This is a genomic window from Xanthobacter flavus, assembly GCF_017875275.1.
Taxonomy (GTDB): Bacteria; Pseudomonadota; Alphaproteobacteria; order Rhizobiales; family Xanthobacteraceae; genus Xanthobacter; species Xanthobacter flavus_A.
Genome location: NZ_JAGGML010000001.1, coordinates 3,552,385 through 3,576,355, shown reverse-complemented (window position 1 = coordinate 3,576,355; position 23,971 = coordinate 3,552,385). Strand labels below are relative to the sequence as shown.

Here is a 23,971-nt window from a genome sequence, read left to right as displayed (position 1 = left end):
GGAACGCGACCGCTGGATCGGGGCCGGAACGAGAGACTGAGCCTGGACCAGACCTTTGGGCTGGCCGCGGGGCTCCGGCACCTCGCTACGAGTTGGCAGTGGCCGATACCATGGGTGCGCGACGAATAGAAGACCTGTTGCGAGGGATTCGCCGCAGGGCACGCATGCGCCGCACGAGGGGCCGGAAAAGCCGCGCCTCAGCGGGTGATGAGAATCAGCGTGTTGCCCGCCCCGTAGGTCTGCACCAGGGAATAGAGGGTCGCGGCATTCGAGGGGTGCAGCCGCACGCAGCCGTGGGAGGCCGGCGCGCCGAGGCGGCTCACCTCATAGCTGCCGTGGATGGCATACCCGCCATTGAAGAAGATCGAGTAGGGCATGGGCGAGTTGTAATACTTGCGCGAGAAATAGCTGCGGTACATGCGCTGGGGTCGGTAAGCCCCGGTGGGCGTGACATAGCCCCGGCGGGCGGTGGAAACCGGCCAGGAATAGTGCGGCATCCCGTTGACGCTCACGGTCATGGTCTGTCGCGACAGGTCGATCCGCGCCACCACGGCCGCTGCGGCGGAGGCCGGCCCGGCCAGAGCGAAACTCACGAGCATGGCCGCGAGGAGCGCGGCGGCCAGCCAGATCAAAAGGCGGGACTTGCGCAGAACCGCCCCCACCTTGCCGACGCGCGGTGGCACAACCAGCGCTTCGAACATGTTCGTTGACCTCCCGTCAGCCATAGTGCCACGCTTGGGGACGCGTGCAAGATGTCGCTGGCCCGGGCGACGCCCACCGGTTGCCAGAAACCGCCGCCCCGTTTCCAACCGGCTCCGTCATCACTAATGTCCGCGCGTCGGCGGCGGATGCGCCCCCGCCTCAGGAGACCCGTTCCATGGTGATGATGCTGTTCGGCCTCGTCGTCTTCCTCGGCATCCATCTGGTGACGACGGTCAGGGGCCTGCGCGCCAGCCTCATCGGCACGCTGGGGGAAGGCCCCTACAAGGGCTTTTATTCCCTGCTCGCGGCGTCCGGCCTGCTGCTCACGGCCTATGGCTATGCGCTGTGGCGCGCCTCCGGCCCCATGCAGGTGTGGAACCCGCCTGTGGGCATGCGCCATCTGACGCTGCTCTTGATGCTGTTCGCCGCCATCGCCATCGTCGCCGCTTATGTCCCGAGCCATGTGAAGGCTTGGCTCAAGCACCCCATGCTGGTGGGCGTGAAGACCTGGGCCGTGGCACACCTTCTCGCCAATGGCGACATCGCCTCCATCGTGCTGTTCGGCGCGGTGCTGGCCTGGGCGGTGTTCGACCGCATCTCGGTGAAGCGGCGCAACCTGCCCGTGCCCGTCGCTCCGAAAAACTGGGCGGGCGACGCGCTGGTGGTCGGCGGGGGGCTGGTGCTCTATCTCGCCCTCGCCTACCTATTTCATCCCTACGTCGTCGGCGTGCCGGTGATGTGAGAGCAGCGCGGCCGTCCAGAGACACGAACAAGAACAACAGCCAGGAGAGGACGGCTCCCGCGGGAGCCGGAAATGCCCCCGGCCGTGCCGCCGCCCCGGCGCCGGCCAAGCCAAGAGGAACGCCATGTCCATTCAGGCCGACGCCCGCCGCGTCACCGCGCCCGAGATCCAGGCCCGCAAGGGGGGCGAGCCCATCGTGTCGCTCACCTCCTACCATGCCCACACGGCCCGCCTGCTCGACCGCCACGTCGATGTGATCCTCGTTGGCGACAGCCTCGGCATGGTGATGCATGGGCTGGAGACCACTGTCCCGGTGACCGTGGAGATGATGATCGTGCATGGCCGCGCCGTGGTGCGCGGCACGCAGCGTGCGCTCATCGTCGTGGACCTGCCCTTCGGCAGCTACGAGGCGAGCCCGACCGAAGCCTTCCACACCGCTGCCCGCGTGCTCAAGGAGACCGGCGCCGGCGCGGTAAAGCTCGAGGGTGGCCGGCGCATGGCCGACACCGTGCGCTTCCTGGTGGATCGCGGCGTGCCGGTGATGGGCCATGTGGGCCTTACCCCGCAGGCCATCAACACGCTCGGCTCGTTCAAGGCGCGCGGCCGCGACGATGCCGAGGCCTCCATCATCCTCGACGACGCCCGCGCGGTGGCCGAGGCCGGTGCCTTCTCCATCGTGCTGGAGGCCATCGCCGAGCCGCTCGCGCGCCGCATCACGGAGGAAGTGCCCTGCCCCACCATCGGCATCGGCGGCTCGCCGGCCTGCGACGGGCAGATCCTCGTGCTGGAGGACATGCTGGGCCTCGGCGACCGGGTGCCGAAGTTTGTGAAGAAGTACGCCAATCTCGGCCCGGCCATCGAGACGGCGGTGGCGACCTATGCCGAGGAGGTGCGCGCCCGCACCTTCCCGGCCAAGGAGCACACCTACGCCCCTCGGCTGGTGGACAAGCCGGCCAAGGCCTCCTGATGGGGCAGCCGCGCTCGGCGGTGGGACGGCCCATCGCCCGCCTCGCTTTCCTCCTGTCTCTCGCGCTCGCCCCGGCGCTCCTCGGCGTGCGCCCGGCGGCCGCGGCGGAGGATTGCCTGCTGGTGACCGACCTCGACAGTGGCCGGGTGCTGGCAAAACAGGGGCTGTGCGCCGCGCGCCATCCCCCCAACTCCACCTTCAAGGTGGTGCTGGCGCTGATGGGCTATGACGCCGGCATCCTCAAGAGCGACAGCAAGCCCGTCCACGAGCCGCCACCTGGCGCGGACCTCGAACGGGAGGTCACGCGCGGCCCGCAGACGCCCCGATCATGGATGAAGAATTCCGTGGTCTGGTATTCCGAGGTGCTCGCCGCGGAACTCGGACGCGAGCGGATGGCCCAGTACCTCAAGGCCTTCGCCTACGGCAACGAGAACATGGGCGGCGTGAAGGGCGAGGCGGAGCCCGGCAAGCGCTACTGGATCTCCTCCTCCCTCGTCATCTCCCCGCGCGAGCAGATCGACTTCCTGCGCCGCATGCTCAAGGGCGAACTGCCGGTCTCGGCCGAGGCCGTGGACGAGACCATCCGCATCATGGCCATCGATGAGCAGCCCGCCGGGTGGGTCACCTTCGGCAAGACCGGCTCGGGCTTCGGCCGCTTCCCGGATGGGCAGATCGACCGGTCGCGGCCGTTCGGATGGTTCATCGGCTTTGCGAAGAAGGACGGCCGCACCGCCGTGTTCGTGCGCTACACCTCCCTCGACATAGCCTCTCCCGAATCGCTCGGGCTGGTGGCGCGCCGGCAGACGCTGGCGGCGCTCGTCCCGGTGCTGTCGGCGCAGGCCCCCTGAGCCCGCGGGCGGAGGTCCACACCAAGACGCCCCGAGGAGTTTCGCGTGCCCGTCTCCGCCATCGTGTCGGCCTTCGTTGCGGCTCTCGTGGGCTTCGGCGGCACCCTCGCCCTCATCCTCTCCGCCGCCGCGGCGGTAGGGGCAAGCCCAGCGCAGGCGTCCTCCTGGGTGGCGGCGCTCTGCCTCGCCATCGCGGGATCGAGCGCATTCCTCTCCGTCCGGCACCGCATGCCCATCATCACCGCCTGGTCCACGCCGGGCGCGGCCCTGCTTGCCGCCTTCGGGGCGGGGATCGGCATGGAGCGGGCGGCGGGCGCCTTCCTTGTGGCGGGACTGCTGATGGTGGCCTGCGCGGCGGTGAAGCCGCTCGGCACGCTGGTGTCGCGCATTCCCGTGGCGGTGGCGGCGGCGATGCTCGCGGGCGTGCTGGTGCGCTTCGTCACCGCCCTCGCCGAGCACGCCGCGAAGAGCCCACTGCTGGTACTGCCGGTTGTGGCGGCCTTCTTCCTGACACGCCGGCTGGCGCCCAGTTGGTCCGTTCCGGCGGCGCTGGTGGCCGGAATCGGCGCGGCGCTGGGGTCCGGCGCCGTGGGTCAGATGCCGGCGCTCGAACTCTCGGCGCTGGTGTGGGTGACGCCGGAATTCGACGGCGGCGTGCTCATCAGCATCGCCCTGCCGCTTTTCCTCGTGACCATGGCGTCGCAGAACCTGCCCGGCTTCGCCGTGCTCACCGCCAGCGGCTATGTGCCGCCGGTGCGCTCCATCCTCGCCACCACCGGCATCGCCTCACTGCTGACGGCGCCGTTCGGTGCCCACGCGTCGAATCTTGCGGCCATCACGGCGGCGCTCTGCACGGGGCCGGAGTGCGATCCCGATCCCCGGGCGCGGTGGAAGGCGGGGCCCGTCTATGCCCTGTTCTACCTGCTGCTGGCGGCGGCCGGCGCCTCGCTCGTCGCGGTTTTCGCGGCGCTGCCGCCGGCTCTGGTCGCCACCATCGCCGGGCTGGCGCTGATCGCTCCCCTCACCGGCTCGCTCACGGCGGCGCTCGGCGTGGAGAAGCACCGCACGGCCGCCATCGTGACGTTCGCCACGACCGCCTCGGGCGTGAGCGCGCTTGGCCTCGGCGCCCCGGTGTGGGGGCTCGTCGCCGGCCTCGCGGTCTTCGCCATGGATACGGTTCGCCGCCGCTGACCCCAGGGCACGCGCCGATCTGATTGCATCGCAATCAGATCGGATCACGCGTTCTCTTACTCAGGGTTAGAGGGCGATTCACCGAGCGGATTGATTCAATCCGCTCGGATCGCGCTCTAGGGAATCGCGACAAGAAAAACCCCGCAGACGACGGGCGCCCGCGGGGTGGGAGGATGTCCGGCCGGCCCGCAGGCCGGCGGCTGACGCTTTAGGAATTGCGCCTTCAGCTGTTGGCCTTGCGGGCCTTCATCTGCTGCCAGATGGCGATGACCTCGCCGACGAAGCCGCGGCGGAACAGCGAGACGGCGAGGACGAAGATGACGCCCTGGATCACCAGCACCCACTCGCCGAGGCCGGCGAGATAGTTCTGCATGGTCACGATCACGGCCGCGCCGACCACGGGGCCGAGCACGGTGCCCATGCCGCCCACCAGCGTCATCAGCACCACTTCACCCGACATCTGCCAGGCGACGTCGGTGAGCGAGGCGAGCTGGAACACCAGCACCTTGGTGGAGCCGGCGAGACCCGCGAGGGCCGCCGAAAGCACGAAGGCGAGCAGCTTGTACTGGTTCGCCCGGTAGCCGAGCGAAATGGCGCGCGGCTCGTTCTCGCGGATCGCCTTCAGCACCTGCCCGAAGGGGGAGTAGATGGTGCGGTAGATGACGAAGAAGCCGAACAGGAAGATCGCCAGCACGAAATAATAGAGGTGGATGTCCTGGCTGATGTCGATGAGGCCGAACAGCGGGCGCCGCGGTACCGCCTGGAGGCCGTCCTCACCGCCGGTGAACTTCGCCTGCAGGCAGAAGAAGAAGAACATCTGCGCCAGGGCCAGCGTGACCATGGCGAAGTAGATGCCCTGCCGGCGGATGGCGAGCAGGCCCGCCAGCAGCCCCAGCACCACCGAGAATGCGACACCCGCGAGGATGGCAAGCTCCGGGGTGAAGCCCAGCACCTTGGTGGTGTGGGCGCAGACGTAGGCCGACCCGCCGAAGAACATGGCGTGGCCGAACGACAGGAGGCCCGTGTAGCCGAGCAGCAGGTTGAAGGCGCACGCGAACAGCGCGAAGCACATCACCTTCATCAGGAACACGGGATAGACGCCGAACGGTGCCACCAGCAGCACGGCCACCGCGGCGACGGCGAACACGATCATGGTGCTGGAGCTGCCGCCGGACGTGGCGGGGGCGGAAGCGGAATGGGTCGCGGAGCTCATGTAGCAGCCCTCACTTGGCCGTGCCGAACAGGCCGGCGGGCTTCACCATGAGCACGATGGCCATGATGACGAAGATCACGGTGGACGAGGCCTCGGGATAGAAGACCTTGGTCAGGCCCTCGATGACGCCGAGGCCGAAGCCGGTGACGATGGCGCCCATGATCGAGCCCATGCCGCCGATCACCACCACGGCGAACACCACGATGATCAGGTTCGAGCCCATGGTGGGGCTCACCTGATAGGCCGGGGCGGCGAGCACGCCGGCGAGCGCGGCGAGGCCGACGCCGAAGCCGTAGGTGAGCGTGATCATGCGCGGCACGTCTATGCCGAAGGCCTGCACCAGATCCGGCCGCTCGGTGGCGGCGCGCAGGTAGGAGCCGAGCTTGGTGCGCTCGATCACGTACCAGGTGGCGATGCACACCACGAGGGAGGCCACCACGACGAAGGCGCGGTAGTTGGGCAGGAACATGAAGCCGAGATTGGTGCCGCCCGGCAGGGGATTATTGTAGGGCAGGCCCGAGGAGCCGTACTGCCGCCGGAACAGGCCCTCGAGGATGAGGGCGAGGCCGAAGGTGAGCAGGAGGCCGTAGAGATGATCGAGATGGTATAGCCGTTTGAGCAGCGTCTTCTCGATGAGCATGCCGATGATCGCGACGATGATCGGCGAGAGCACCAGCGCCCCCCAGAAGGGGATGCCGGCATAATTGAGCAGCATCCACGCCCCGAACGCGCCCATCATGTACTGGGCGCCGTGCGTGAAGTTGATGACGTTCAGAAGGCCGAAGATCACCGCGAGCCCGAGGCTCAGCATGGCGTAGAACGCGCCGTTAATCAGGCCCAGCAGCAATTGCCCGAACAGGGCCTGGGGGGGAATGCCGAGAAGCTCGAACATCGAAGACCCGTCTCGTCAGGAGGAAACGGCGGAAACCGCAAGTGACAACCGGAACACAGGAACCGGACTTGGTGGAGGCCCGGGCAGGCCCTGAGAGCCTGCCCGGTCCGGGTGCTGGATCAGCCCTTCTTGACGAGGGGGCAGTCGCCCTCGCCGATGGGGCGGAAAGCCTCGTTGGCCGGGATGGTGCCCTTGAGGGTGTAGTAGTCGTAGGGGCCCTTGGACTCCGACGGCTTCTTCACCTCATAGAGATACATGGGGTGAATCTGCCGGCCGTCGGCCCGCACTTCGCCCTTGCCGAACAGCGGATCGTCGGTGGGGATCTTCTTCATCTCCGCCACCACGGCCGCGCCGTCCTTGGCGGACTTCAGCGCCTCGACCGCCTTGAGATAGTGCAGCACGCCCGAATAGACGCCGGCCTGCACCATGGTCGGACGCTTGCCGCCGTTGGCCGCTGCGAAGGCATCGGCGAACTTCCGGTTGGCGTCGGTCTGATCCCAGTACCAGGCGGAGGTCAGGTTCAGACCCTGCGCCACCTTGAGGCCGAGGGAATGCACGTCGGTGAGGAAGATGAGGAGGCCGGCGAGCTTCTGGCCGCCCTCGACGATGCCGTATTCCGACGCCTGCTTGATGGAATTGATGGTGTCGCCACCGGCATTGGCGAGGCCGATGATCTTGGCCTTGGACGACTGCGCCTGCAGCAGGAACGAGGAGAAGTCGGAATTGTTCAGCGGCACCTTCACAGCGCCGACCACCTTGCCCCCGTTGGCCTTCACCACCTCGGAGGTATCCCGCTCGAGCGCATGGCCGAAGGCATAGTCTGCAGTGAGGAAGAACCAGGTGTCGCCGCCGTTCTTCACGATGGCCTTGCCGGTGCCGTTGGCCAGCGCCCAGGTGTCGTAGGTCCAGTGCACCGTGTTCGGCGTGCAGGCCTTGCCGGTGAGGTCCGAGGTGGCCGCGCCGGAATTGATGAAGACCTTGTTCTTTTCCTTGGTGACGGTGTTCACCGCGAGAGCGACGCCGGAATTCGGAGTGTCGACGATCACGTCCACGCCATCCACGTCATACCACTGGCGGGCGATGGAGGTGCCGACGTCGGCCTTGTTCTGGTGATCGGCGAAGATCACGTCCACCTTGAGGCCCTTGGCGGCGGCGCCGAAGTCCTCGACCGCCTTCTTGGCGGCCCAGACGGAGCCCTGGCCGCCGAGGTCGGCATAAAGGCCAGACTGGTCGTTGAGCACGCCAATCTTGACCGGAACCTGGGCCTTGGCGGCGCCAGCGGCAACGACGACGCTGGCTGCGGCCAGCAATACGGCTGCAAGACGCATAATGTGTCCTCCCCTCCGGCTGGAACCGGATTTTCTCGCTGTCAGGAACCCGGCGTCAGACGCCGAGAAAGGCTTCGAGACGTGCCGCGTTTTCCGCGATCTTGTCATTTTCCACCATGTCCACCACGCGACCGTGCTCCACAACATAGTGGCGGTCGGCGACAGTGGAAGCGAAGTGGAAATTCTGTTCCACGAGCAGCACCGTGAACCCCTTCTTCTTGAGGTTCCGGATGATCTCGCCGATGTGCTGCACGATCACCGGCGCAAGACCCTCGGAGGGCTCGTCGAGCAGCAGGAGCTTCGCCCCGGTGCGTAGAATGCGGGCGATGGCCAGCATCTGCTGCTCGCCGCCCGAAAGCTTGGTGCCCTGGCTGTTGCGGCGCTCTTCGAGCCGCGGGAACAGCTCGTGAACCTCGTCGACGGTCAGGCCGCCGGGCAGCACCACGGGGGGCAGCAGCAGGTTTTCGCGCACGGAGAGCGAGGAAAAGATGCCCCGCTCCTCCGGGCAGATGGCGATGCCGAGCCGGGCGATCTTGTTGGGCGCCAATCCAACCGTTTCAGTGCCCTGATAACGGATGGAACCGGCGCGCTTGCGCAGCAGGCCCATGATGGCGCGCATGGTGGTGGTCTTGCCGGCGCCGTTGCGGCCCAGCAGCGTCACCACCTCGCCCGGATGGACGTCGAAGGTCATGCCGTGCAGCACATGGCTCTCGCCATAATGGCCGTGCAGGTCCTTCACCTCGAGGAGGGGCGTTCCATTCGCGGCCATCTCAATGCGCTCCACCGGTGCCCATGTAGGCCTCGATCACCTGCGGGTTCTTCGACACTTCGGAATAGGGGCCTTCGGTGAGGATCTCGCCGCGCGCCAGCACGGTGATCCGGTCCGAGAGATTGGCCACGACCGAAAGGTTGTGCTCCACCATGAGGATGGTGCGGTTGGTGGAGACGCGCTTGATGAGATCCGCCGTGCGGGCGATGTCCTCGCGGCCCATGCCGGAGGTGGGCTCGTCCAGCAGCAGCATTTCCGGCTCGAGCGCGAGCGTGGTGGCGATTTCCAGCGCGCGCTTGCGGCCGTAGGGCAGTTCCACCGCCAGGTGCCTGGCGTATTGCGTCAGGTCCACGTCGGCGATCAGCTCCATGGCGCGGTCGTTGAGCGCATCGAGGCTCTTCTCCGACTGCCAGAAATGGAACGAGTTGCCGATGGGCCGCTGCAGCGCGATCCGCACGTTCTCAAGCACCGTGAGGTGCGGGAAGGTGGCCGAGATCTGGAACGAGCGGACCATGCCCAGCCGCGCCACATCCGCCGGCGGCGTGCGCGTGATGTCGCGGCCGTTCAGCTTGATGGTGCCGCGTGTCGGCTCCAGGAATTTGGTAATCAGGTTGAAGCAGGTGGTCTTGCCGGCACCGTTCGGCCCGATGAGGGCGTGAATGGTGTGCCGACGGATCCTGAGGTCAACATTCTTGACCGCAGCGAACCCTTTGAATTCCTTCGTGAGACCCGATGCTTCAACGATGTAGGGCACGTCTGAGACGCTGTCCATGATCGTAAGGCGCCCTCGCTGTTCCCCGGCCGCACGTCGCACGCGACGCACTCCAGCCGACCTCCACACAAAAGGCACCTTGTCCGGTGCGCTTGATCTTGGGCGCAAGCTATCATGCTCCGCCGCGAGTGCGTCAATAGACCGGGCGGGCGCCGAATGTCTAGCTCGATCTTACCGCTATTGCCTGACCGACGCTGCGTAAGACGGTATCCACAGGCTCCGCCCGCGAAGGTTGAGAATAAGCACTCCACTCGACCTAATCTCTTCATGGCGCGACGGCGTGACCGCCGCCGCGCTCCTCAAGATCTGTTCCGCGGGCCGGCGCGGGCGTCACGCTTTCGGCGTGCGGGCCTGGGCGTGGTATTCTTCGTTCGGGCGCATGTCGGTCGCCGAGGCGATGCGGTTCGACATGTTGAAGAAGCCGACCACGGCGCCGATGTCCCAGATGTCGCGCTCGGAAAAGCCGACCCGGCGCAAACCCTCGCGGTCCTCTTCCTCGACCGCATGCGGGCTCTCCGTGAGCTTGGCGGCGAAGTCGAGCATCGCCCTGCGGCGCGGGTCGAGGCGGGCGGCGCGATAGTTCATCACCATCTGCTCGCCGAGGATAGGATCGCCGGAGAGCTGGCGCACCGCCGCGCCGTGCGCCGTGAGGCAGTAATAGCAGCGGTTGATGCTGGACACGACCACGGCGATCATCTCCCGCTCCAGCTTCGACAGGCCGGAGGGGGCGAGCATCAGGTCGTTATACATGCCGGCGAAGGCATTGAGCTTCGCCATGTCCAGCGTATAGGCCTGCAGCACGTTCGGAACGAAGCCGATCTTCTCGACGCATTTGTCGAAATACGCCTGGTTGGCCGCATCCAGCTCGGCGGGAGGAATGGCGAGGGCGATGGCGGGAAGATCGTCACGCCTGCGCGCGGGTTCGGTCGCAGGAACTGGCGCCTGCGGTGCGGGTTTTCTTGCGGAAGACTTTTTCTCCGAAGACTTGGACTTCTGCGGCGCCGCCTTCGTTTCGGGCCTGCCTTTATTTGTGGCAGTCGCGCTTTTGCCCTTTTCCACGCCCACCGCTGCCTTCACTTTCGATGCCATAGGGTCGCCTCGTCATTCCAGCGTCGCCGCTCCGGGCCACAAGGTCATGCTCGCCGGACGGCTGAACCAGCGCAACCCGCGGCAACACAGTGAGGAAAGGCCATGAACGTCATGGGATTTCAAGCCGGTGCGCACGGACTCCACGACGAGACGGCTCTGGCCGCGGTAAAGGCGCTCATCGAGCGCGAGGCGCCTCACCTGCCGGCGGGCTTCGCCGACATCTTCCTCGCCGCCGTGGCGCCGGAAGATCTGGCGCCCCTCCCCCCGGCCTGCGTCGTGCTGCTGTTGCGCGAGGCGTGGGCCCATGTGGCCGGCCGCCCCAAGGGTCAGCCGAGCGTGCGGGTGTTCAATCCCCCGCTGCCGGGGCCGGCCATGACCGTCATCGAGGCGGTGAACGACGACATGGCCTTCCTGTTTGACTCGGTCGCCGGCGAACTCGCCGACCGGGGGCTGGTGGTGAAGCTCGCGGCCCATCCCATCCTGCATGTGGAGCGGGACGGCGACGGCGCGGTGCGCGGGCTTGAGGCGCCCGGCCCCCACGGCCTGTCCGAGGGAAACCGCGAAAGCCTCATCCATATCCATGTCACGGCCATCGACGACAGCGCAGTGGGTGAGCTGAAGGCCGGTCTGGAGCGGACGCTCGCCGATGTCCGCGCCGCCAATCTCGATTTCTCCGCCATGCGCAAGCAGGTCCGGAGCCTCTCAAAGGGATACCGGCGCGAGAAGCGGCCCTACGGCGACGAGGCCCGCGAGGAGGCCGCCGACGTTCTGGAATGGCTGACCGAGGAGAATTTCATCTTCCTCGGCTTGCGCCATTACGAATTGACCGAGGACGGCCTGAAGGCGGAGGAGAACAGCGGCCTCGGCATCCTGCGCGATCCCGATGTCCAAGAACTGCGCCTCGGCGACGCGCCAGTGGTGACCACGCCCGAGATCCGCGCCTTCCTCGAAGGCCCCACGCCGCTGCTCTTCACCAAGGCGAGCCTGCGCTCGCGCGTCCACCGGCGGGACGTGATGGACTATGTGGGCATCAAGGCCCACGACGAGAAGGGCCGGCTCATCGGCGAGGTGCGCCTCATCGGCCTGTTCGCCTCCACGGCCTACACCCACTCCTTGCGCGAAATTCCCTATCTGCGCCTCAAGGCGGCCTCGGTGATCCGCGGCGCGGGGCTTGAGCCGGACAGCCATTCGGCCCGCGCGCTCTCCACCGTGCTGGAGACCTACCCGCGCGACGACCTGTTCCAGATCGACGTGGCGACGCTGCTCGGCCACGCCCGCGAGATCCTCTCGCTCTATGACCGGCCGCGCCTGAAGGTGCTGGCGCGGGCAGACCGGTTCGACCGCTTCGTCTCCGTGCTCACCTTCCTGCCGCGCGAGCGCTTCGACGCGCAGGTGCGCGACCGCGTGGGCGCGATCCTTGAGACGTCCTACGGCGGCACGGTCACGGCCTTCGAGCAGGAATTCGTCGCCGGTCTTCCGCTGACCCGGGTGCATTACGACATCGGCCGCACCGAGGGGCGCATTCCCGAGGTGGACAAGGGCGAGCTGGAGCGGGCGGTGGCGGACGCCATCCTCACCTGGCGCGACCGTCTCTCCGCTGCCGTCACGACGACGCCCGGCATCGAAGCCGGGGACGCGGCCCGCCTCGCCCGCCGCTATGTGGAGGCGTTCGATCCCGGCTACCGCGCCGCCTACGGCGTGCCGCGCGCCCTGGCCGATATCGAGCTGCTGGAGCGCCTGTCGGAGGAGCGGCCCGTCGCCCTCGATTTCTACCGCCGGGAGGGCGACGACAACCGGCGCATCGCGCTGCGCCTCATCTCCTTCGGTGCCCCCCTGCCGCTGGCGGCGCGCGTGCCCATGCTGGAGAACATGGGCCTCAAGGCCATCAACGAGCGCACGTTCCGCATCGAGCCCGCCGGCGGCCCCAAGAGCTGGGTGCACGACATGTCGCTGGAGCGGGCGGACGGCGGCTCCATCTCGGTGGAGGGCTCCGCCGTGCGCCTCGAGGATTGCCTCAACGCCGTGCTGCGCGGCGCGGCGGAGAATGACGGCTACAACGCCCTCGTGCTCGATGCCGGCCTCAGCTTCCGCGAGGCGGCGCTGGTGCGCGCGCTCGGCCGCTACCTGCGGCAGGCGGGCATCCCCTTCTCGCAGGACTACATCTGGCAGACGCTGAACCGCCACGGCAGCCTCGCCCGCGCCATCGTCGGCCTGTTCCACGCCCGCTTCGACCCGGCTCTGGACACCGCCGCCGAAGCCCGCGCCGCCCGCGAGGCGCCCCTGCGCGCGACCATCGACGAAGCGCTAGCCGACGTCTCCAGCCTCGACGAGGACCGCATCCTGCGGCGCTTCGTGAACCTCGTGGATGCGGCGCTGCGCACCACCTATTACCAGAAGGATGCGCAGGGCCGCCTGCGCGAGCCCATCGCCATCAAGTTCGAGAGCGCGAAAGTGGAGGGGCTGCCTTTGCCCCGCCCGCTCTACGAGGTGTTCGTCTATTCGCCCCGTGTGGAGGGCGTTCATCTCAGGTTTGGCAAGGTGGCGCGCGGCGGCCTGCGCTGGTCCGACCGGCCGCAGGATTTCCGCACCGAGATCCTCGGCCTCGTGAAGGCGCAGCAGGTGAAGAACGCGGTCATCGTGCCAGTGGGCGCCAAGGGCGGCTTCGTGCCGAAGCGCCTGCCCGTGGGCGGCACGCGCGAGGCGGTCTTTGCCGAGGGTACGGCGGCCTATGAGGTGTTCGTCTCCTCGCTGCTCGACCTCACCGACAATCTGAAGGGCGGCGCCGTGGTGCCGCCGGCCGACACGGTGCGCCTCGACGGGGATGATCCCTACCTCGTGGTGGCGGCCGACAAGGGCACGGCCACCTTCTCCGACACCGCCAACGCCATCTCGGAGCGGCACGGCTTCTGGCTCGACGACGCATTCGCGTCCGGCGGCTCGGTCGGCTACGACCACAAGGCCATGGGCATCACCGCCCGCGGTGCCTGGGAAGCGGTGAAGCGCCACTTCCGCGAGATGGACATCGACATCCAGACGACGCCCGTCACCGTGGCCGGCGTGGGCGACATGTCCGGCGACGTGTTCGGCAACGGCATGCTCTTGTCCTCGGCGCTGAAGCTGGTGGCGGCGTTCGACCACCGCCACATCTTCCTCGATCCCGATCCGGACCCGGCCACCTCGTTCACCGAGCGGCGCCGCCTGTTCGATCTGCCCCGTTCTTCCTGGGCTGACTACAACGCCGGCCTCATCTCGAAGGGCGGCGGCATCTTCCCGCGCAGCGCCAAGAGCATCGACCTCTCCGAAGAGGTCCGCGCCCTGCTGCGCTTTCCGAAGGCCAGCGCCACGCCGGCGGAGCTGATCAACGCTATCCTCAAGGCGCCGGTGGACCTGCTCTTCTTCGGCGGCATCGGCACCTATGTGCGCGCCTCCACCGAGACCGACGCCCAGGCCGGCGACCGCGCCAACGACGCGGTGCGTATCACCGCCGCCGATCTCAATGCCAAGGTCATCGGCGAGGGCGCCAACCTCGGCATGACCCAGCGCGGGCGCATCGAGGCGGCGCGCAAGGGGGTGAGGCTCAATACCGACGCCATCGACAATTCGGCCGGCGTGAACACTTCCGACGTGGAGGTGAACATCAAGATCGCCCTCGCCAAGCCCCTGGAGATGGGCGACCTCAGCATGCCCGACCGCGCGGCGCTGCTGAAGCAGATGACGGACGAGGTGGCACGCCTCGTCCTCGTCAACAACTACGACCAGACCCTCGCCTTGTCCCTCGCCCAACTGAAGGGCGCGGATGACCTCGCCTTCCAGCAGCGCCTCATGCAGATGCTGGAGGCGCGGGGCGAACTCGACCGCGCGGTGGAGTTCCTGCCCTCCGACGCCGAGATCGCCGACCGGCGCTCGCGCGGCGAGCACCTCACCCGGCCCGAGCTGGCGGTGCTCCTCGCATATGCCAAGCTCGCCCTGAAGGACGATCTCCTCGGCTCCAGCGTGCCGGACGATGCCTATCTCTCCGGCGAGCTGGTGCATTACTTCCCGCACGAGCTGCAAGAGCGCTATCCCCACGCCATCGAGACCCACCGGCTCCACCGCGAGATCATCGCGACGGGCCTCGCCAACGCCATCGTCAACCAGGGCGGCCCCTCCGCCATGGCCCGCATCTCCGACCAGACCGGCGGGGATGCCGCTTCCATCGCCCGCGCCTTCGCGGCGGTGCGCGACAGCTATCACCTGCCGGAACTGACCGCCGCCATCGACGCGCTGGACAACAAGGTGGACGGGCACGTCCAGCTCCAGCTCTACGCGGCGGTGCAGGACCTGATGGTGGGGCGCACCATCTGGTTCATCGGCAACGTCTCCTTCGCGGACGGCATCGCCGGGGTGGTGGAGCGCTACCGCAGCGGCGTCGCGGCCGTCGCCGCCGCGCTCGACGAGAGCCTGCCGGACGTCTGGCGCAAGGACCGCGCCGCGCGCATCTCGGATCTCGTTGCCCAAAGCGTGCCGGAAGAGCTGGCCCGCCGCGTCGCCTCCATGCCGGCGCTCGCCGCCGCCTCGGACATCGCGCTGATCGCCGAGACCACGGGCAAGGCGATTCCCAGCGCCGCGAGCACCTTCTTCGCGGCGGGTCGCTACTTCGCCATCGACGACCTGCTCACCCAGTCGCGCAGCATCCTCGCGCCCGACTATTACGACCGGCTGGCGCTGGACCGCTCGCTGGCCCAGCTTGAGACCTTCCTGCGTCGCATCACTGAGGCGATGCTGGCCGAGGGCGTTTCCGGCGAGGCTGCCGTGGACGCCTATGTGGGCCGTCGCCGCGAGGAGGTGGAGCGCATGCGCCGCACGGTGCGCGACATCGCCCAGTCCGGCCTCAGCCTGTCCAAGCTGACGCTGGCCGCGAGTCTGCTGGGCGATCTGGTCAAGGGATGAGGCGACGGCTTTCGGGCCGCGCCAGTTCCTTCAGGCCGCCCCGGCCCGCGCCGGGACGGCCGTCGGGGCGGCCGCTTCAGGCGTTGCCTCGACCTGTGCAGCCTCCACTGCGCCCTTCACGGTGGAGACCGCAGCCGCCTCGCCCTGAAGCACGGGCGGCGGCCCCTCGGACATGAAATCCGCCACCATCACGCGGCGCCGGGCCGAATGGTCACGGTTCAGGCTGCGGATGGTGTAGCGGCGATGGGCGGGGGTGGCGGGGGACAGATAGGCGAGGATGATCGCCTCCGCCTGGCCCGAAGCCAGTCGCCGCGCGCCGCCGGGCGGGGCCGCCTCCGCCTGGATGCCGTCCGCCATCAGCCGGTAGACGAGCAGCAGCCCCGCCGCCTCGTCGAGAGCCGATCGGGCGGGCAGCACCAGCACGCGCGGGCCTTCGGGCCGGGGACCGGAGTCCTCCTCGGCATCTGCCTCCTGCGTCAGCCTCTCTTCCGGCTCCGGCAGATGGTCGAGCAGGTCGGCGAGGGTGTCACGGATGCGCTCCTGCCGGCCGGCGTCGAGCGCGCCGCGCGCGGCATCGCGCTGGGCGAGCTTGAGGGCCGGCAGCACCACGCCATCGCAATAGGCGTCGAGGTCCTTCTGCCGCAGCACCTCCTCGGCGGCGGCCGCCGCCTCCACGGGGTCGGCGGCCAGAAGGCGCTGGTAGAGCAGTTCACTGTCCGAGAGGGGCGGCCGGTCGCCCAGCGCCACGTCGATGAACTCAAGGCTTTCCACATGGCGCCCCAGCACAACCAGGCACAAGGTGAGCGGGGTGGAGAGCAAGAGGCCGATGGGGCCCCACAGCCAGGTCCAGAAGGTGGCGGCGGCGATCACCGCCACCGGCGAGAGGCCGGTGGAGCGGCCGTAGAGCAGCGGCTCGATGACGTGGCCCACCAGTGGCTCCACCACGATGAACAGGGCGGCCGCCGACAGCACCATGGTCCAGCCGGGATCGACCGCCAGCGCGAAGCCGATGGGCAGGGCCGCCGCCACGGCGGCGCCGATATAGGGCACGAAACGCAGCACCGCCGCGGCGATGCCCCACAGCAGCGCGCTCGGCACCCCGATGAGCCACAATCCGACGCCGATGACGGCGCCGAAGGAGGCATTCAGAGCCACCTGCGCGAGAAAGAAGCGCGACAGCCGGCTCGCGGCGTCGTCGAGGGCGGCCGTGGTGCGCTGCATGTCGTGCGCGCCGGCCAGCCGCACCACGCGGTTTCTCAGGTCTTCCCGCTGGAACAGGATGAACAGCACGAAGATGAAGATGATGCCCAGCGTGGCCAAAGGATGCAGCAGCGGCGCCATGACCGTTGAGAGGGTCCCGAGCGTGCCCGGTGGCGGCTGCTTGATCTCGACCGGAATCGGGCGACCGTCGGTCGCGGCAAGGAGCCCCTCCTCGCCCTGCCCGGGCCGCGGCGCCTCCAGCTCACGCGCGAGATCCTGCAGCATGTCCATGGTGCGCTCGAAGGTGCCGGAGCCTCCCGTCGCATCCTTGATGGATCGGATCTTCTCGCTGAGATTGATGCGGTACTTCGGCAGTTCGGCGACAAGGTCAGTCACCTGAAGCGCCAGCACGCCGCCGAGCGCGATCAGACCCACGAAGGTGACGACGACGACGCTGGTGACCGCGGCGGAGCGCGGCACCTTGATCCCGCGCAGCACGCGGATCACCGGCGCCATCACGAACGACAGCAGGATCGCCACCGCGATGGGCACGAAAACCTCGCGCCCGACATAAAGCACGGTCACGATGGCGATGGCGGCAAAGAAAGCCAGCACCCGGTCCCGACCGGGAAGATCAGTGCCGCCGACCGGATCGGAGAACGACGGGTCACGGGACTGCAGCATCGCCGGCTCTCCACGGGCGCCTCGGCGCCGATATCAGGTGCTCGCGGCCGCAGGTGCCACCCATGCACAACGCTGCAACGTGGCAGTTGATCCATGGGAAAGCGGCCGGAGGAACAAAAGGTGCGGGGAACGCCGGGCTCGACCTTGGCGTTGGTTCGGCGCATTGCCGCAAGGAGCGAAGCGCCATGTACATCTACCGGGTGGTCTGGCGGGCGGGAGGCGAGGACGATCTGCTGCACGTGCGCGACAAGCGGCCGCCGAAGGCCATCGCCCGCGATCTCGTCAAGGACGGGTATCTCGTCACCGAGGTGGTGACGGTGCGCGCGGCCTCATCGGCCTTCAAGGACGACGAGGGCAACGCGGTGCAGGAGGATTTCTTCTCCGCCGCGCCCGTGGGCTCTGCCGTGCTGGTCGCCTCCGCCGTCGCCGCACTGGTGGAGCATGTGGTGCCGGCCGGTGCCGAGCCCATGCCGGAATTTACCGCCTGAGGCGACCTCAGACCGGAAGTTCAGCCCGGGACGGTTTCCATCGTGGGCGGCGGCTGCCATGGTGCGCCGTCGTTTGCCAGCCATTGCGGATCGCGCCCCTTGTCCTCCTCCCGGCCCGCCTCCCGCCTCCCACGCCGGGCCGTGGCGGGGTGGATCCTGTTTGATCCGGCCTGCCAGCCCTATTTCACCCTCATCACCACCTTCATCTTCGCGCCCTACTTCGCCTCCGCCGTGGCGCCGACACCGGCCGAGGGGCAGAGCCTGTGGGGCTTCGCCACCGGGGCGGCGGGGCTTGTCATCGCCATCTGCTCGCCCATCCTCGGCGCGGTGGCCGATGCCTCCGGACGGCGCAAGCCATGGATCGCGGCGTTCGGGCTGATGCTGATGACCGGCGCGGCGCTGTTGTGGTTCGCGGTGCCGGGGGATACCGCGCGCATCCCGCTGGTGCTGGCCGCCTTCGCCATCGGCACCATCGGGGTGGAGTTCGCCACCGTCTTCAACAACGCCATCATGCCGGACCTCGTGCCGCCGGAGCGGCTGGGCCGTCTCTCCGGCATCGGCTGGGCGGCGGGCTATTTCGGCGGGCTGGTGTCGCTGGCGCTGATGCTCTGCTTCTTCTCCACCGCGCCGGAGACGGGCCTCACCCTCATCGGCCTGCCGCCGGCGCTCGGGCTCGACGCGGCGACCCGCGAGGGGGACCGCTTCTCCGGCCCCCTGACCGCCCTGTGGTTCGCGGTGCTGGTGCTGCCCATGTTCCTGTTCGTGCCCGACCGCGCGAAAGGTCTGGCGTTCCGCGCGGCGGTCGCCAAGGGCTTCGGGGAAATCCGCGGGCTGGTGCCGAAGCTCAAGGCGCGCCCGCCCCTCGCCCGCTTCCTCCTCGCCAACATGATCTACGCGGACGGGCTCGTCGCCCTGTTCGCCTTCGGCGGCATCTATGCCGCCGGCACCTTCGGCTGGGGCTCCATCGAGATCGGCATCTTCGGCATTCTGCTGACCATCACCGGAACGGCCGGAGCGCTGGCGGGCGGCTGGCTGGACGATGCTTTCGGCCCGCGCGTGGTCATCCTCGGCGCGCTCCTCGCGCTGCTTTTCGCGTGCGTCGGCCTGCTCTCGGTGGACCGGGGATCGATCCTGTTCGGCCTCGTGCCCACTGCGCCGGGGACGGGGCTCTACGGCACGCTGCCGGAGAAGGTCTATGTGGGCTTCGGCCTCCTCATCGGCGCGGTGGCCGGCCCGCTGCAGGCCGCCTCGCGCACGCTGCTGGTGCGCCTCGCGCCGCCGGAGAATATCGGCGAATGCTTCGGCCTGTTCGCCCTCTCCGGCAAGATCACCTCGTTCGCGGCGCCGACCACGGTCGCCATCGTCACCGCCCTCACCCAGAGCCAGCGCGCGGGCGTGGCGGTGCTGGTCGTCTTCTTCGGAATGGGCGCCGTTCTTGTCGCAGGCGTGCGCGCGCCCTTGCGGGCGGACGGCGGACAGGCGAAGGATGGCGCCGAAGCGTCAGCCGGGCGCGCAGGGAGGGACCCATGACCATCCGCTCCATCCGCTTCGATGCCAATCCGCCGCTCGATCTCAATGCGGCGACGACCGTGCATGAATGGTATCAGGACCGCACCGGCGCTTTTTCCGCCGGCTTCTGGGCCTCCGCGCCGTCGGAGCTTCAGGTGAGCTATGACGAGGACGAGTTCTGCGTCCTCATCGAAGGCACGGTCGAACTCACCGACGCTTCCGGGCACACGGAGACATTCGTCGCCGGCGAGTCCTTCGTCATCCCGTCCGGCTTCAAGGGGATCTGGAAGAGCGTGACGGCAGTGCGGAAGTTCTATGTCGTGCATCTGCCTCCGGCGCACGACGAGGCCGCGAAGGCCTCGCCCGCCCTTCCCGATGCAGCGGCCGACCTCGCCGGAACCTGACATGCACCGGGAACCGCCGGCCCGCACGCAGGTTGCCCTCTTCGAGACCATGTTTCGGAAGGAGGTTCGCCATGTCGATCCGACTGCAACTCGCCGCCATGTGCTTCATGATGATCCAGGCGGTCACGTTCTTCGCCGGCCTGCTGGCGCTGCTGCTGTCGCCGCTGGCGCGCGAGGCCATGAGCCTCATGCCCTTCGTGGTGATCGGATCGGCGGTGGTATCTGCGCCCCTGTCCTGGTGGCTGGCGCCCCGGCTGAGGGCGCGGACCTGGCGGCGGGAGGGCACCGTCGAACTGCTCAGGTGACGGACGGGCCTTGGCCGCAGCACGGCCAAGCTCGCAATCCGGCGCGTGCGATGCCATTTTGTTCCCTTGAGCGAATCACGCGCACCGAGACCTTTTGCATTGAGACCGCCTGAATCCCCGCGTCGGCCCGGGCCAGATCCCGCCGGAGCGCCAGAGCTTCCCGGCCTGAAACCCGGCGGCATCGCCGCGCGGGCGCGCGCCGCCATCGCGCCCGCCGGGCCGCAGGCGTCCTACCTCGCCGGCCTTAATCCCGAGCAACGCGAGGCGGTGGAAACGCTCGATGGTCCGCTTCTGGTGCTGGCGGGGGCCGGCACCGGCAAGACCCGCGTGCTCACCGCCCGCGTCGCCCATATCCTCGCCTCCGGCCGCGCCTTCCCCTCGCAGATCCTCGTGGTGACCTTCACCAACAAGGCCGCGCGGGAGATGAAGGACCGCATCCACGGCATGGTCGGCGACCAGATCGAGGGGATGCCCTGGCTCGGCACCTTCCATTCCATCGGCGTGCGCATTCTTCGCCGCCACCACGAGCTGGTGGGACTGAAGTCGGGCTTCACCATCCTCGACACGGACGACCAGATCCGCCTGCTGAAGCAGCTCCTCGCCGCCGAGAACATTGACGAGAAGCGCTGGCCGGCGCGGCTGCTCGCGGCCACCATCGACGGCTGGAAGAACCGTGGCCTGTCGCCGAAGGATGTGCCGCCGGGCGAGGGCGCCGTCTTCGCCAATGGCAAGGGCGGCATGCTCTATGCCGCCTATCAGGCACGGCTCAAGGCGCTGAACGCGGTAGACTTCGGCGACCTGCTGCTGGAAGGCATCCGGCTGTTCCGCGAGAACTCGGACGTGCTCGCCGAATACCACCGCCGGTTCAAGTATCTGCTGGTGGATGAGTATCAGGACACCAACGTCGCGCAATATCTCTGGCTGCGCCTCCTCGCGCAGGGCTCGAAGAATGTCTGCTGCGTCGGCGACGACGACCAGTCCATCTATGGCTGGCGCGGCGCCGAGGTGGACAACATCCTCAGGTTCGAGAGCGATTTTCCCGGCGCCAAGGTCATCAGGCTGGAGCGCAACTACCGCTCCACCGGCCACATCCTCGCCTCCGCCGCCCATCTCATCGCGCATAACGAAGGGCGGCTCGGCAAGACGCTGTTCTCCGAAGGCGACGAGGGCGAGCGCGTCAGCGTGACGGGCGCGTGGGATTCCGGCGAGGAGGCCCGCGCCGTCGGCGAGGAGATCGAGACGCTGCAGCGCGCCGGGCATCGCCTGTCCGAGATCGCCATCCTGGTCCGCGCCTCCTTCCAGATGCGCGAGTTCGAAGACCGTTTCGTCACGCTGGGCATGCCGTATCGCGTCATCGGCGGCCCGCGATTCTACGAGCGGGCGGAAATCCGCGATGCGCTGGCCTATCTGCGCTGTGTGAACTCCACCGCCGACGATCTCGCCTTCGAGCGCATCGTCAACGTGCCCAAGCGCGGCATCGGCGATGCCACGGTGAAGCAGATCCACGATGTCGCCCGCGCCGCCGGCGTCCCGCTTCAGGAGGCGGCGCGCGTGCTGACCGAGAGCGAGGAGCTGAAGCCAAAGGTGCGCGGCACCCTGCGCGGGCTCATCCAGGCGTTCGAGCGCTGGCGCGAGCAGGCCCGCACCCTGTCCCACACCGAGATCGCCGAGATCGTGCTGGACGAGAGCGGCTATACGGAGATGTGGCAGAAGGACCGCTCCGCCGAGGCGGCCGGCCGGCTGGAAAACCTCAAGGAGCTGGTACGCTCCATGGAGCCGTTCGAGAACCTGCCCGGCTTCCTCGAGCACATCTCCCTCGTGATGGACGTGGACAACGGCGCCGGCGAGGATGCGGTGCAGGTGATGACGCTGCATTCCGCCAAGGGGCTGGAATTCGACACCGTCTTCCTGCCCGGCTGGGAGGAAGGCCTGTTCCCCCACCAGCGCGCGCTGGACGACCAAGGCAAGGCGGGGCTGGAGGAAGAGCGACGGCTCGCCTATGTGGGCATCACGCGCGCCCGCGCCTCCGCCCGCATCTGGTTTGCCTCCAACCGGCGCATCCATGGCATGTGGAACTCCACCGTCCCCTCCCGCTTTCTCGACGAGCTGCCCGACGCCCATGTGCGGGTCGAGGAAAGCCGGGGTGGCATGGGCTGGGGCGGCTCCTCCTATGGCGGCGGCGGCAGCTACGGCCAGAGCCGGTTTGACCGGGCGGAGCCCTTCGCCGCCTCCTCCTACTCCACCCCCGGCTGGCAGCGGGCGCAGACCCAGCGCGGGCGGTCCGACACAGGCGGCGGGCGTGGCGGCTTCTCCGAGCGCGGCGGACGCTATGATGCCGGCGCGTCGGCGCGGCGCGGGCCGATGGTGATCGAGGGCACGCTGGTGGCGTCCTCGTCCGCCCCCTCGTCCGCCTTCAAGCGCGGCGAGCGGGTGTTCCACATCAAGTTCGGCTATGGCGAGGTCACGGGCATCGACGGCAACAAGCTGACCGTGCAGTTCGACAAGGCCGGCGAGAAGAGGGTGGTGGACACCTTCGTCGAGAAGGCCTGACGCAAAATTCGCGGGCGACGATGAAGGGCGCCTCATGCCGGCCGGGCATCCTTCATCTCCGCCCCGATCTTTTCCTAGCGTCGCCCGCGCTGCAGACCCAGAGCGATGATCGCACTCAACATCCTCCTCCTCGGCGCCGAAATGCTGGTGTATTTCGGCGCCATGCTCGCGCTGTTCCGCCTGCGCGGGACGCTGGGCATCGGCGTGTTCTTCTGCGCGTTGGGATCTCTCCATTTCATGGAGACGTATCTCGCTGCCGCTTACTACGTGCAGCTGCCCTTCTCGGTCTCCCTGTCCCCCGGTTCTGTGGTATTATTCTCGGGAAAGCTGGCGCTTCTGCTGCTCGTGTACATTCGCGAGGATGCGCTGGTGGCGCGCCAGCCCATCTATGGGCTGTTCCTCGGCAATCTGGTGCTGCTGGCGCTCGTCTTCCTGCTGCGCCAGCACCACGTCGTACCGGCCCCCGGCGCGCCGGCGGACATCGCCTTCATGGACCAGCTCGGCGCGCTGGCGGTTTTGAGCACACTGCTGCTCTTCATCGACTCCATCGCCATGATCCTCCTCTATGAGCGCCTCTCGTCGCGGGTGAAGCGCTATCCGGTAGCGGTCATCTGGGCGACGCTGGCGCTGGTGCTCACCTTCGATCAGGTGGGCTTCTTCGGCGTGCTGCATTTCGCGCTCGACGTGCCGCTGTCGGCGGGCATTGGCGGCTGGGTGGGCAAGATGGTGGCGGCGGGCCTCTATGCCCTCATGCTCGCGCTCTATCTCGACCGCTTCGAGATGGCGGGTGATCCGCAGCGCCCGCGCATCGCCGACGTTTTCGATACCCTCACCTACCGCCAGCGCTACGAGCAATTGGAGGTGACTTCCCGGCTCGATCCGCTCACCGGCGTTCTCCACCGCGGCCAGCTGGAGCCGCTGGGCCACGACCTCGTCGCCATTGCCCGTAAGACCGGCCGCCCCATGAGCGTGCTTCTGGTCGACGTGGACGACTACAAGGAGGTCAACGACCTCCACGGCCACGCCACCGGCGACGCGGTGTTGCGTCAGCTGGCGGGCGCCATCTCCGAGAGCCTTCGGCAGTCGGACCATGTGGTGCGCTATGGCGGCGACGAATTCGCGGTGCTGGCGCCGGGCGTGTCCCATGTCTCGGCGGTTACGCTCGCCCACATGCTCAACGAAAGCGTGACGGCGCTGGCGTTGCCGGACGGCGTCCGGCAACAGACCCTGTCCATCGGCGTCGCCACGCTGCCCGAGGACGGCCAGACCTTGACGGCACTGCTCGAAGCGGCCGACAAGCGCCTCTACGCGGCCAAGGCCGCCGGGCGCAACCGCGTGACGGGAGCGACGGGCGACGGCGGCCGCAGCGACAACGGATGACGTTTTCCC

At 68.2% G+C, this 23,971-nt stretch carries 19 protein-coding genes; 11 read left to right on the top strand and 8 right to left on the bottom strand.

The features are described from left to right. Positions 1-197: 197 nt before the first annotated feature. Positions 198-701: a L,D-transpeptidase gene (locus J2126_RS16960; protein WP_348634326.1), complete on the bottom strand. Its 504-nt coding sequence runs from the start codon at positions 699-701 to the stop codon at positions 198-200. 176 nt (positions 702-877) lie between these two features. Between J2126_RS16960 and J2126_RS16955 the strand changes: the two genes are divergently transcribed. From J2126_RS16955 to J2126_RS16940, 4 genes are all read left to right on the top strand, one after another. Then, positions 878-1,444, top strand: coding sequence for an NnrU family protein (locus tag J2126_RS16955; RefSeq protein WP_209488057.1), 567 nt, complete (start codon positions 878-880; stop codon positions 1,442-1,444). 124 nt (positions 1,445-1,568) lie between these two features. Continuing rightward, a complete protein-coding gene (gene panB / locus J2126_RS16950; RefSeq protein ID WP_209488056.1) occupies positions 1,569-2,411 on the top strand; it encodes a 3-methyl-2-oxobutanoate hydroxymethyltransferase in 843 nt (280 codons plus the stop codon). Continuing rightward, the gene (locus J2126_RS16945) at positions 2,411-3,259 is read left to right on the top strand and encodes a class D beta-lactamase (protein WP_209488055.1); all 849 of its coding nucleotides are present in this window, start codon (positions 2,411-2,413) and stop codon (positions 3,257-3,259) included. The genes panB and J2126_RS16945 overlap by 1 nt, the downstream gene beginning before the upstream one ends. A 45-nt stretch (positions 3,260-3,304) precedes the next feature. Further along, a complete protein-coding gene (locus J2126_RS16940) occupies positions 3,305-4,450 on the top strand; it encodes a benzoate/H(+) symporter BenE family transporter (protein WP_209488054.1) in 1,146 nt (381 codons plus the stop codon). Positions 4,451-4,673: 223 nt separating this feature from the next. On the opposite strand, the gene J2126_RS16935 is transcribed toward J2126_RS16940, so the two are convergent. The 6 genes from J2126_RS16935 to J2126_RS16910 form a co-directional block, all read right to left on the bottom strand. Continuing rightward, positions 4,674-5,663, bottom strand: a complete 990-nt coding sequence (locus J2126_RS16935; RefSeq protein WP_209488053.1) for a branched-chain amino acid ABC transporter permease — start codon at positions 5,661-5,663, stop codon at positions 4,674-4,676. Between the two features lie 10 nt (positions 5,664-5,673). Further along, entirely contained in the window at positions 5,674-6,555 is an 882-nt protein-coding gene (locus tag J2126_RS16930; RefSeq protein ID WP_209488052.1) for a branched-chain amino acid ABC transporter permease, read from the bottom strand. Between the two features lie 119 nt (positions 6,556-6,674). Continuing rightward, entirely contained in the window at positions 6,675-7,883 is a 1,209-nt protein-coding gene (locus tag J2126_RS16925; protein ID WP_209488051.1) for an ABC transporter substrate-binding protein, read from the bottom strand. Between the two features lie 55 nt (positions 7,884-7,938). Continuing rightward, positions 7,939-8,652: an ABC transporter ATP-binding protein gene (locus J2126_RS16920; RefSeq protein ID WP_209488050.1), complete on the bottom strand. Its 714-nt coding sequence runs from the start codon at positions 8,650-8,652 to the stop codon at positions 7,939-7,941. A 1-nt stretch (position 8,653) separates the two neighbouring features. After that, positions 8,654-9,424, bottom strand: a complete 771-nt coding sequence (locus tag J2126_RS16915; protein ID WP_209488049.1) for an ABC transporter ATP-binding protein — start codon at positions 9,422-9,424, stop codon at positions 8,654-8,656. Positions 9,425-9,754: 330 nt separating this feature from the next. Continuing rightward, positions 9,755-10,315, bottom strand: coding sequence for a peroxidase-related enzyme (locus tag J2126_RS16910; protein WP_209490251.1), 561 nt, complete (start codon positions 10,313-10,315; stop codon positions 9,755-9,757). A gap of 300 nt (positions 10,316-10,615) precedes the next feature. Here J2126_RS16910 and J2126_RS16905 point away from each other — a divergent pair, with 300 nt between their 5' ends. After that, positions 10,616-15,442: an NAD-glutamate dehydrogenase gene (locus J2126_RS16905; RefSeq protein WP_209488048.1), complete on the top strand. Its 4,827-nt coding sequence runs from the start codon at positions 10,616-10,618 to the stop codon at positions 15,440-15,442. 30 nt (positions 15,443-15,472) lie between these two features. Here J2126_RS16905 and J2126_RS16900 read toward each other — a convergent pair whose 3' ends face one another. Beyond that, positions 15,473-17,326, bottom strand: coding sequence for an AI-2E family transporter (locus J2126_RS16900; protein WP_209488047.1), 1,854 nt, complete (start codon positions 17,324-17,326; stop codon positions 15,473-15,475). Between the two features lie 185 nt (positions 17,327-17,511). Between J2126_RS16900 and J2126_RS16895 the strand changes: the two genes are divergently transcribed. The 6 genes from J2126_RS16895 (at position 17,512) to J2126_RS16870 (ending at position 23,962) form a co-directional block, all read left to right on the top strand. Continuing rightward, positions 17,512-17,814, top strand: coding sequence for a hypothetical protein (locus J2126_RS16895; protein WP_209488046.1), 303 nt, complete (start codon positions 17,512-17,514; stop codon positions 17,812-17,814). Between the two features lie 99 nt (positions 17,815-17,913). After that, positions 17,914-19,344, top strand: a complete 1,431-nt coding sequence (locus J2126_RS16890; protein WP_209488045.1) for an MFS transporter — start codon at positions 17,914-17,916, stop codon at positions 19,342-19,344. After that, positions 19,341-19,727 (top strand): cupin domain-containing protein, encoded by a 387-nt coding sequence (locus tag J2126_RS16885; protein WP_209488044.1) that lies wholly within the window; start codon positions 19,341-19,343, stop codon positions 19,725-19,727. The genes J2126_RS16890 and J2126_RS16885 overlap by 4 nt, the downstream gene beginning before the upstream one ends. A gap of 71 nt (positions 19,728-19,798) precedes the next feature. Next, positions 19,799-20,032 (top strand): hypothetical protein, encoded by a 234-nt coding sequence (locus J2126_RS16880; protein ID WP_209488043.1) that lies wholly within the window; start codon positions 19,799-19,801, stop codon positions 20,030-20,032. 66 nt (positions 20,033-20,098) lie between these two features. Further along, the gene (locus J2126_RS16875) at positions 20,099-22,582 is read left to right on the top strand and encodes an ATP-dependent helicase (protein WP_432445343.1); all 2,484 of its coding nucleotides are present in this window, start codon (positions 20,099-20,101) and stop codon (positions 22,580-22,582) included. 105 nt (positions 22,583-22,687) lie between these two features. Then, positions 22,688-23,962: a GGDEF domain-containing protein gene (locus tag J2126_RS16870; RefSeq protein ID WP_209488042.1), complete on the top strand. Its 1,275-nt coding sequence runs from the start codon at positions 22,688-22,690 to the stop codon at positions 23,960-23,962. Positions 23,963-23,971 lie beyond the last annotated feature (9 nt).

What these genes read in the sequence shown, in the direction of transcription:
- J2126_RS16960 (WP_348634326.1), bottom strand. Translation starts at nt 701, where the DNA reads ATGTTCGAAGCGCTGGTTGTGCCACCGCGCGTCGGCAAGGTGGGGGCG.
- J2126_RS16955 (WP_209488057.1), top strand. Translation starts at nt 878, where the DNA reads ATGGTGATGATGCTGTTCGGCCTCGTCGTCTTCCTCGGCATCCATCTG.
- panB (WP_209488056.1), top strand. Translation starts at nt 1,569, where the DNA reads ATGTCCATTCAGGCCGACGCCCGCCGCGTCACCGCGCCCGAGATCCAG.
- J2126_RS16945 (WP_209488055.1), top strand. Translation starts at nt 2,411, where the DNA reads ATGGGGCAGCCGCGCTCGGCGGTGGGACGGCCCATCGCCCGCCTCGCT.
- J2126_RS16935 (WP_209488053.1), bottom strand. Translation starts at nt 5,663, where the DNA reads ATGAGCTCCGCGACCCATTCCGCTTCCGCCCCCGCCACGTCCGGCGGC.
- J2126_RS16930 (WP_209488052.1), bottom strand. Translation starts at nt 6,555, where the DNA reads ATGTTCGAGCTTCTCGGCATTCCCCCCCAGGCCCTGTTCGGGCAATTG.
- J2126_RS16925 (WP_209488051.1), bottom strand. Translation starts at nt 7,883, where the DNA reads ATGCGTCTTGCAGCCGTATTGCTGGCCGCAGCCAGCGTCGTCGTTGCC.
- J2126_RS16920 (WP_209488050.1), bottom strand. Translation starts at nt 8,652, where the DNA reads ATGGCCGCGAATGGAACGCCCCTCCTCGAGGTGAAGGACCTGCACGGC.
- J2126_RS16915 (WP_209488049.1), bottom strand. Translation starts at nt 9,424, where the DNA reads ATGGACAGCGTCTCAGACGTGCCCTACATCGTTGAAGCATCGGGTCTC.
- J2126_RS16905 (WP_209488048.1), top strand. Translation starts at nt 10,616, where the DNA reads ATGAACGTCATGGGATTTCAAGCCGGTGCGCACGGACTCCACGACGAG.
- J2126_RS16900 (WP_209488047.1), bottom strand. Translation starts at nt 17,326, where the DNA reads ATGCTGCAGTCCCGTGACCCGTCGTTCTCCGATCCGGTCGGCGGCACT.
- J2126_RS16895 (WP_209488046.1), top strand. Translation starts at nt 17,512, where the DNA reads ATGTACATCTACCGGGTGGTCTGGCGGGCGGGAGGCGAGGACGATCTG.
- J2126_RS16885 (WP_209488044.1), top strand. Translation starts at nt 19,341, where the DNA reads ATGACCATCCGCTCCATCCGCTTCGATGCCAATCCGCCGCTCGATCTC.
- J2126_RS16880 (WP_209488043.1), top strand. Translation starts at nt 19,799, where the DNA reads ATGTCGATCCGACTGCAACTCGCCGCCATGTGCTTCATGATGATCCAG.
- J2126_RS16870 (WP_209488042.1), top strand. Translation starts at nt 22,688, where the DNA reads ATGATCGCACTCAACATCCTCCTCCTCGGCGCCGAAATGCTGGTGTAT.